This is a genomic window from Microbacterium sp. (genome assembly GCF_049661145.1).
Classification (GTDB): domain Bacteria; phylum Actinomycetota; class Actinomycetes; order Actinomycetales; family Microbacteriaceae; genus Microbacterium.
On record NZ_JBASZT010000287.1, the window covers coordinates 1 to 3,981 of the forward strand.

General features: G+C 69.0%; 4 protein-coding genes and 1 pseudogene. All 5 read left to right on the top strand.

The features are described from left to right. Positions 1–320, top strand: a pseudogene (locus WBP48_RS12250) (hypothetical protein); the annotation flags it as partial. Then, the gene (locus WBP48_RS12255) at positions 283–981 is read left to right on the top strand and encodes a LuxR C-terminal-related transcriptional regulator (RefSeq protein WP_424440815.1); all 699 of its coding nucleotides are present in this window, start codon (positions 283–285) and stop codon (positions 979–981) included. The pseudogene WBP48_RS12250 and the gene WBP48_RS12255, both read left to right, overlap by 38 nt. Before the next feature lie 58 nt (positions 982–1,039). Next, a complete protein-coding gene (locus tag WBP48_RS12260; protein WP_424440817.1) occupies positions 1,040–1,324 on the top strand; it encodes a hypothetical protein in 285 nt (94 codons plus the stop codon). Further along, positions 1,321–1,755 carry a type II toxin-antitoxin system VapC family toxin gene (locus tag WBP48_RS12265; RefSeq protein WP_424440819.1) on the top strand — a complete coding sequence of 145 codons (435 nt, stop codon included), beginning with the start codon at positions 1,321–1,323 and terminating at the stop codon, positions 1,753–1,755. The genes WBP48_RS12260 and WBP48_RS12265 overlap by 4 nt, the downstream gene beginning before the upstream one ends. A gap of 44 nt (positions 1,756–1,799) precedes the next feature. Continuing rightward, on the top strand, positions 1,800–3,981 hold a 2,182-nt coding region (locus tag WBP48_RS12270; protein ID WP_424440821.1), incomplete at its 3' end, for an ATP-dependent helicase.

Genomic DNA, 3,981 nt, shown 5'->3' on the forward strand with positions numbered 1-3,981 from the left:
AGGCGATGCTCAACGCCGCTCGTCACGCCGGCGGCGAGGTGTCGGTGTACATCGAGGGCGGTTCCGGGGGCGTCGATGTGTACATCCGCGACCGCGGCGGCGGTTTCGACCTCGACGCGGTCCCTGACGACCGGCTCGGCGTGCGGCAGTCCGTCATCGGGCGGATGCGCCGTGTCGGCGGCATCGCGCACGTGCACTCCGGTCCGGACGGGACCGAGGTGCACCTGCGGTACCCCGCGGCCGGTCTCGCTTCCGGCCATTCACCCGGCCACGCGGCAGGCCATGCGTCGGGTTTCGCGGTGGGAGACGGTCGTGGCTGACGGCATCCGCGTCGTCATCGTCGACGACCACTCCATCTTCCGCTCCGGGCTGCGCACCGACCTGGACGAGACCGTGACGGTCGTCGGCGAGGCCGCCGACGTGCCGAGCGCCGTGGCCGTCATCGCCGAGACCCGACCCGACGTCGTGCTGCTCGACGTGCACCTGCCGGGCGGATCGAGCGGGCCGGTACCCGGTGCGACGGGCGGCGAAGAGGTCATCCGCGCCTCGACGGGCGTGGCCACGCGGTTCCTCGCGCTGAGTGTGTCGGATGCCGCGGAGGATGTCGTCCGCGTCATCCGCGCCGGCGCCCGCGGCTACATCACGAAGGGCTCGTCCGGCGTCGAGGTCAGTCGCGCCGCGCATGCCGTGGCAGAGGGGGATGCCGTGTTCTCGCCCCGCCTGGCGGGCTTCGTGCTCGACGCGTTCGGTGCCGTGTCGGGCGAGATCGCGGCCGTCGACGACGAACTCGATCGCCTGTCGGCGCGCGAGCAGGAGGTGATGCGCCTCATCGCGCGCGGTTACGCCTACAAAGAGGTCGCGGCGGCGCTGTTCATCTCGATCAAGACGGTCGAGACGCACGTGTCGGCAGTGCTGCGCAAGCTGCAGCTGTCGTCGCGGCACGAGCTGACGGCGTGGGCGAGCGAGCGGCGGCTGCTGTAACGGACGGGGCGGCGGAGAGCCCAGGCATATCGGCATATCCACTGATATGCTCAGGCGTATGCGCACGACCATGATCATCAACGACGAGCTGTACCGGCAGGTGAAAGAGCGCGCCCGTGCCGAGGAGCGAACCGTGACCTCGTTCGTCGAGGACGCTCTGCGGCGGGAACTGCAGCACGCGGAGGAGCCACGGACGCCGTTCGTCGTCAAGCCGTTCTCCCCCCCTCCAGGGAAAGGCGGGACGTGGCCGGGAGTCGATCTCATGGACAAGGATCAGATACAGGACCTCCTCGATGAGGACGACTTCACCGTTCAGCAGATACGTCGATCGCGTCGTTCGTGATCGCGCCAGACGTCAACGTCCTGGTACAGGCGTACCGCGCTGAGGCTGCGGACCACGCGCAGTCCGCGCGCTGGCTGCAACAGGCGGTGTCCAGTGCCGAGGCCCTTGCACTCGTCGACAGCGTGATCACGGGGTACGTCCGGGTCGCGACCAACCCTCGGATCTACGAGATTCCGACACCTCCGGATGTCGCGCTGGCGATTGTGGACGAGCTGCTGGCCGCGCCGAGAGTCACCCGCATCAGCCCCGGTCCCCGGCACTGGCGGATCTTCGCCGAGCTGTGCCGCGCGACGGGAGCCCGCGGGAACCTCGTCTCCGACGCCGCGCACGCGGCCGTCGCGATCGAACACGGCGCGACGTGGGTCACGTTCGATCGTGACTTCGCCCGATTCCCGGGGCTGCGCACCGAGTTCCTCGCCCCGGGCGCGTGACGTCTCGGCTGCACGTCGGGGCCCCGACCTACACTTGAAGGGACATGCCTGATGCCATCACACCCGTCATCGTCGGCGCGCCCGGAGTGCCCGGTGCGCCGGCATCCGCCCGCGCCACCGGCCCCGGCGGTACGGGCGGCACCGGCCCCGACGGCACCCGTCCCGACGAAGACCTCCTCGCGGGCCTGAACCCGCAACAGCGCGAAGCGGTCGTCTACCGCGGCAAGGCCCTGCTGATCGTGGCCGGTGCCGGCTCCGGCAAGACGAGCGTGCTCACCCGGCGGATCGCGTCGCTGCTGCGCAGCCGCGAGGCGTGGCCGAGCCAGATCCTCGCGATCACCTTCACCAACAAAGCCGCCGGCGAGATGCGCGAACGCGTACAGCAGCTCATCGGCGACACCGCGCAGGGCATGTGGATCTCGACGTTCCACTCCGCGTGCGTGCGCATCCTCCGCCGCGAGGCCGAGCAGTTCGGCTTCACTCGCAACTTCACGATCTACGACTCCGGCGACTCGCGGGCGCTCGTCAAACGGCTCGTGAAGCAGCACGAGGCCGACGCGTTCGGGTTGACCCCGGCATCCGTTCAGGGGCGCATCTCGAAGCTCAAGAACGAGTTGGCGGATGCCGAGTCGTTCGCCCGCACGGCCAATCTCAGCGACCCGGCCGAGCGCCTGTTCGCCGAGATCTTCGCGGACTATCAGCGGTCGCTGCAGCGGGCCAATGCGTTCGACTTCGACGACCTCATCGCGCAGACGGTGTACCTGTTCCGGGCGTTCCCGCACGTCGCCGACGTCTACCGCAAGCGGTTCCGCCACATCCTCGTCGACGAGTATCAGGACACCAATCACGCGCAATACGCGCTGATCCACGAGCTGACGCGGCCCATCGAGGACGTCGGCGCGCTGCTCGACGAGACCGAGGGCGCGTCGCTCACGGTCGTCGGCGACTCCGATCAGTCGATCTACGCGTTCCGCGGCGCCGACATCCGCAACATCACCGAGTTCGAGCGGGACTACCCCGGCGCGAAAGTGGTGCTGCTGGAGCAGAACTACCGGTCGACGCAGAACATCCTGAGCGCCGCCAACGCCGTCATCGGCAACAACTTCGACCGCAAGGACAAGAAGCTGTGGACCGACGTCGGCGCCGGCGAGAAGATCGTCGGGTTCACCGGCTACTCGCAGCACGACGAGGCGCAGTTCGTCGCCGACGAGGTCGAGGCGCTGCGCCGCGCGGGCGTGCCCTATGCCGAGATGGCCGTCTTCTACCGCACCAACTCGCAGTCGCGGGCGCTGGAGGAGATCCTCATCCGCGCCGCCGTCCCCTACAAGATCATGGGCGGCACGAAGTTCTATGAGCGCGCCGAGATCAAGGATGCCCTCGCGTACCTCATCGCGGTCGCGAACCCCGCCGACGAGTTGAGCGTGCGCCGCATCCTGAATAGGCCGCGCCGCGGGATCGGTGACGTCACCGAGACGGCCATCGCGCGCTATGCGGCCGACGAGGGCATCACGTTCCGCGATGCGCTCGCGAACGCGTCGGCGCTGGGCGTGGGTCCCAAGATTCAGGCGACGATCGCACAGCTCGACGCCGTGCTCGCCGAGGCGAGTATCGTCATGCTGCCTCCGTCGGGAGAGGTCGCGCCATCGAAGTCCGTCACCGAGGGCCTCACGCTGCTGCTGAACAAGTCGGGCTATCTCGATGCACTGCGCAGATCGAAGGATCCGCAGGATGAGGCTCGCGTCGAGAACCTCGACGAGCTCGTCGCCGTCACCCGCGAATTCGCGCGCAACAACCCCGACGGGACGGTGCTCGACTTTCTGACGGAGGTCGCGCTGGTGTCGGATGCCGACGACCTCGCCGACGCGTCGGGGTCGGTGTCCCTGATGACGATGCACACCGCCAAGGGGCTGGAGTACGACGCGGTGTTCGTCACCGGCGTCGAGGAAGACCTGATCCCGCACCGGATCTCGGCGGGTGAGCCGGGCGGTCCGCAGGAGGAGCGGCGGCTGTTCTACGTCGCGCTGACGCGGGCGCGCAAGCGCCTGCACCTGTCGCTCGCGATGACGCGCGCTCAGTTCGGCGAAGTGTCGGTCGCGATGCCGAGCCGCTTCCTGCAGGAGATCCCGTACGACCTGATCGACTGGCGGCAGTCGCCGGGAGACGTGAACTCGCGCGGTGGGATGCAGTCGCGCGCGCTCAACGCGCGGCGGGCGGGCGGGCCTGGGG